3 protein-coding genes and 1 pseudogene are annotated in these 4,317 nt (G+C 68.1%); 3 read left to right on the plus strand and 1 reads right to left on the minus strand.

Annotated elements, in window-relative coordinates; translation table 11 throughout:
* Window positions 1-589: fumarylacetoacetate hydrolase family protein (locus AC1DYI_RS27975; RefSeq protein WP_477207392.1), on the minus strand; the 589-nt coding region annotated here is incomplete at its 3' end.
* 92 nt (window positions 590-681) lie between these two features.
* On the opposite strand from AC1DYI_RS27975, the gene AC1DYI_RS27980 reads away from it, so the two are divergent.
* The 3 genes and pseudogenes from AC1DYI_RS27980 to AC1DYI_RS27990 all read left to right on the plus strand — a co-directional run.
* On the plus strand, window positions 682-1,227 hold the full coding sequence (locus AC1DYI_RS27980; RefSeq protein ID WP_477207393.1) for an NUDIX hydrolase: 546 nt from the start codon (window positions 682-684) through the stop codon (window positions 1,225-1,227).
* A 45-nt stretch (window positions 1,228-1,272) separates the two neighbouring features.
* On the plus strand, window positions 1,273-3,498 hold the full coding sequence (locus AC1DYI_RS27985) for a type I secretion system permease/ATPase (protein WP_477207394.1): 2,226 nt from the start codon (window positions 1,273-1,275) through the stop codon (window positions 3,496-3,498).
* Window positions 3,495-4,317: pseudogene (locus AC1DYI_RS27990) on the plus strand (HlyD family type I secretion periplasmic adaptor subunit); the annotation flags it as partial. The gene AC1DYI_RS27985 and the pseudogene AC1DYI_RS27990, both read left to right, overlap by 4 nt.

Raw genomic sequence — 4,317 nt, forward strand, 5'->3', positions numbered from 1 at the left:
GGTCACCCGGTGCCAGCGTCCAGGCGCGGCTCAGCGTGGCAATCGTTTCGCTGACGCTCCAGATCAGGTCCGACAAGTCGCCGGTCTGGCGGCGCTGGCCGTTCACGTCGAGCGTGATCGCACCCTTCAGCAGCTCGCCGGTGCCAACCTTCGGGTGGATGGCGCCGATCGGCGCGCTGTGGTCGAAGCCCTTGCCGATGCTCCACGGCCGGCCTTGCTTCTTCATGTCGTTCTGCAGGTCGCGCCGGGTCATGTCCAGCCCGATCGCGTAGCCCCAGATCAGCTCGGCGGCGCGCTCCACCGGCACGTCGCGCCCGCCTGCCCCCAACGCCACCACCAGCTCGATCTCGTGGTGCAGGTTGCTGGTCATCGGCGGGTAGGCCATGCGGCCGATCTGGCCGTCGGCCACCGGCAGTACCGCGTCGGCCGGCTTCATGAAGAAGAACGGCGGCTCGCGGCCGGTGTGGCCCATCTCGACCGCGTGCTCGGCGTAGTTGCGGCCGACGCAATAGATGCGGTGAACAGGGAACGAACGCCCATCGGTGACGGGCACGGCGGCCACGGTGGGCGGCTGGATCACGTAGGTCATGGCAGGTCTCCGAATCGGTTGATGATGCCACGGCACCGTTGCCACTTCGGAGCTCAAGGCCCGCGTATTCAGAGGCCCTACACTGCCGCACCATGTTCACGGACCGCACCATCGTTCACTGTCGCGCCTGTGGCACCAAGGTCAACTACGTGGTGCCCGCAGACGACAACCGCCCACGCGCGGTTTGCCCCCACTGCGCGACCATCCACTATGAAAATCCGCTGAACGTGGTGGGCACGGTACCGGTCTGGCAAGACCAGGTCCTGCTGTGCCGCCGCGCCATCGAACCACGCCATGGTTTGTGGACGCTGCCGGCCGGCTTCATGGAGCTGGGCGAGACCACCGCCGAGGGCGCACTGCGCGAAACCGACGAGGAAGCCGGTGCGCATGTGGAACTCGAAGGCCTGTTCACCGTACTGAATGTGGTGCGCGTGGGCCAGGTGCATCTGTTCTACCGCGCCCGCATGACCGACACGCACCTGAACCCGGGCAGCGAGACGCTGGAAGCCCGCCTGTTCCGCGAAGACGAAATCCCTTGGGACGAGTTGGCCTTTCGCACCGTGCGCGAGACATTGATCCGATATTTCGCTGACCGCAAGGCCGGCCAGTTCAGCATCCACTGCGCCGATATCGCCTGAACGGCCGCTGATCGGCCGGTCCCAGCCCTGCGTCGATACAGAACAATGACCGACACCACGCAGACCCCGCCCGCCACGCCACCTGCCTCGCCGGTGCCCACCGGTGCAGGGCCGCAGCGCGCCGCCGCACCGGCGGCCGAGCGCCTGCGCGAAGACCTGCTGCAAACCGACGCCCTGCTCGACTGCCTGGTCGAGATCTGCCGCTTGCATGGCCACAGCGCCACCCGCGCGTCGCTCGCCGCCGGCCTGCCGCTGGTCAACGGGCGCCTGACGCTGGACCTGGCCGAACGGGCCGCCGCACGCGCCGGCATGTACACGCGGCTGGAGCGCGTGGGCGCGGAAGCGGTCGAGCCAGCCGCGCTGCCGGCCATCCTGATCCTGAAGGACAACAAGGCCTGCATCCTGCTCGGCTGGGAAGCCGGCGAGGCGCGTGTGCTGCTGCCCGAAACCGGCCAGGGCACGGTGACGCTGTCAGCCGAAGAGCTGGCCCGCCGCGCTACCGGCCTGGTGCTGCATGTGCGGCCGCATTTCCGTTTCGACGCTCGTGCGCCAGAGGTCCGGGCCACGCGCGAGGGCCACTGGTTCTGGGGCGCCCTGCTGTCCCAGCGCTTCGTCTATCGCGACATCTTGTGGGCCGCTGCGCTGATCAACCTGTTCGCGATCGCCAGCCCGATCTTCACGATGAACGTGTACGACCGCGTGGTGCCCAATGCCGCAGTCGAGACGCTGTGGTCGCTGGCCATCGGCATGACGCTGGTGCTCGGCGCCGACCTGCTGCTGCGCAAGCTGCGCGGCCGTTTTGTCGACGAGGCCAGCGCGCGCATCGACATCCAGATCTCAGCCACGCTGATGGAGCGGGTGCTGGGCATGCGGCTCGAGCACCGGCCCGAGTCGGTGGGCTCGTTCGCCTCCAACCTGCGCGGCTTCGAGCAGGTGCGTGACCTGATCGCTTCGTCCACCGTCACCGCGTTGATCGACCTGCCGTTTGCGCTGCTGTTCTTGCTGGTCATCACCGTCATCTCGCCGTGGCTGGCGATCCCGGTGGTGCTGGGCTTCGGCGCGGTGCTGGCATCGGGCTGGCTCATCCAGGCCAAGATGCATGCGCTGGCCGAGACGACCTACCGCGCCTCGGCCGCGCGCAATGCCACACTGATCGAAGCGCTGACCGGCATCGAGACCATCAAGACCCAAGGCGCCGAGGGCACGATCCAGGCGCGCTGGGAGCGAGCCAACGTCTTCCTGGCCGGCGCCAACGTGAAGATGCGGGCTCTGTCGGCCGGGGCCAACTACTTCACCAACTGGTCGGTGCAGATGGTGACGGTGGTCACCGTGGTGGCCGGTGTCTACCTTATCGGCGAACGCATGGTGACGATGGGCGGCCTGATCGCCTGCGGCATGTTGTCTTCGCGCGCGCTGGCGCCGGCGGGGCAGATCGTGGCGCTGCTGATGCAGTATCAAGGCGCACGTACGGCGCTGGGCGGGCTGGAAAAGATCATGGCCCAGCCGGTCGAGCGAGCCGAAGGCACGGCCTACATCCACCGCGCGAAGCTGCGCGGCGAGATCGAGTTCCGCGGCGTCAGCTTCAACTACCCCGGCCGCACCGACAACGCGATCGAGAACCTGTCGCTGAAGATCAAACCCGGCGAGCGCGTGGCACTGATCGGCCGCGTCGGCTCGGGCAAGAGCACGCTGCAGCGGCTTATGATGGGCCTGTACCGGCCGAGCGAAGGATCGGTGCTGCTGGACGGCATCGACCTGAATCAGTTGGACCCGGCGGACCTGCGCAAGAACGTGGGCTGCGTGTCGCAAGACGTGCTGCTGTTCTACGGCTCGCTGCGCGAGAACATCACCTTCGGCTTGCCCTACGCTGACGATGGCTCGGTGGTGGCCGCGGCCGAGGTGGCGGGCCTGGCCGAGTTCGTCAACCGTCATCCGCACGGCTTTGACATGAACGTCGGCGAGCGTGGCGAGCGCTTGTCCGGCGGACAGCGTCAAAGCGTGGGCCTGGCCCGCGCGGTGCTGCACAACACCCCGGTGTTGCTGCTGGACGAACCGACCAGCGCGATGGACTTTTCGACCGAAGCGACCATCACCAAGCGCCTGACCGAGTTCACGACCGGCAAGACTGTCGTGCTGGTGACGCACCGCACCTCGCTGCTGGCGCTGGTCGACCGCGTGGTGGTCATTGATGGTGGCAAGGTCGTTGCCGACGGGCCGCGTGACCGCATCATGGAAGCCCTGCAGAGCGGCCGGATTGCGAGGGCGGCATGAGCATTGAGACGCCAACCAGCCCGCCCCCCGCGCCAACCAGCCCACCTGCCAACGTCCAGGTGACGACGGTGCAGACGAACTTGCCGGCCACCGGCACCCCATCGGTCGGCCCCGCACCGGCAACGTCACCGCCGCCTGTCGGCTGGCGAAAGATCGCTCGCGCTATCGGGTTGGCGCTCGGCGGCGCCGAAGAGCCGAACCTGATGCCCGGCATGAGCGACTTCGAGCGTGCCGCTGAGGGCGTGATGTCGCGCCAGGCCACCCGGCGCGCGCAGCACATCGTGCGCATCACGCTGGTGGTGGTCGTGGTGCTGCTGGTCTGGGCCGCTTTCGCCCGGGTCGACGAGGTGACGCGCGGGGAAGGCCGTGTCGTGCCGTCGCGCCAGCTACAGGTGCTGCAGTCGCTGGACGGCGGCGTGGTGGCCGAAATCCTGGTACGTGAAGGGCAACAGGTCGAAGCCGGCCAACTGCTGCTGCGCATCGACGAGACCCGCGCCACCTCGGGCGTGCGCGAGAGCGCGGCCCAGGGCTTTGCGCTGCGCGCTCGCGTAGCCCGCCTGCGCGCGCTGGGCGAAGGCTCTACCTTCAAGCCGCCCGAGCCGAGCGACGAAGAGGAGCGCCGCATCCTGGACGACGAAAAGCGGCTGTACGAATCGAAGCTGAGTGAGCTGAGCACGCTGATGTCGATCAGCCGCCAGCAACTGATGCAGCGCGAGCACGAGCTGATCGAGGCCCAGGCCAAGCGCAACGCCGCCCTGCGCGGGTTGGAGTTGGCACAGCAGGAGCTGAACCAGACCCGGCCGCTGCTGGCCACCGGCG

Source organism: Ideonella sp. P3_A4, assembly GCF_056403075.1.

Coding starts and splice junctions, on each gene's coding strand:
- AC1DYI_RS27980 (WP_477207393.1), top strand. CDS start 682: ATGTTCACGGACCGCACCATCGTTCACTGTCGCGCCTGTGGCACCAAG.
- AC1DYI_RS27985 (WP_477207394.1), top strand. CDS start 1,273: ATGACCGACACCACGCAGACCCCGCCCGCCACGCCACCTGCCTCGCCG.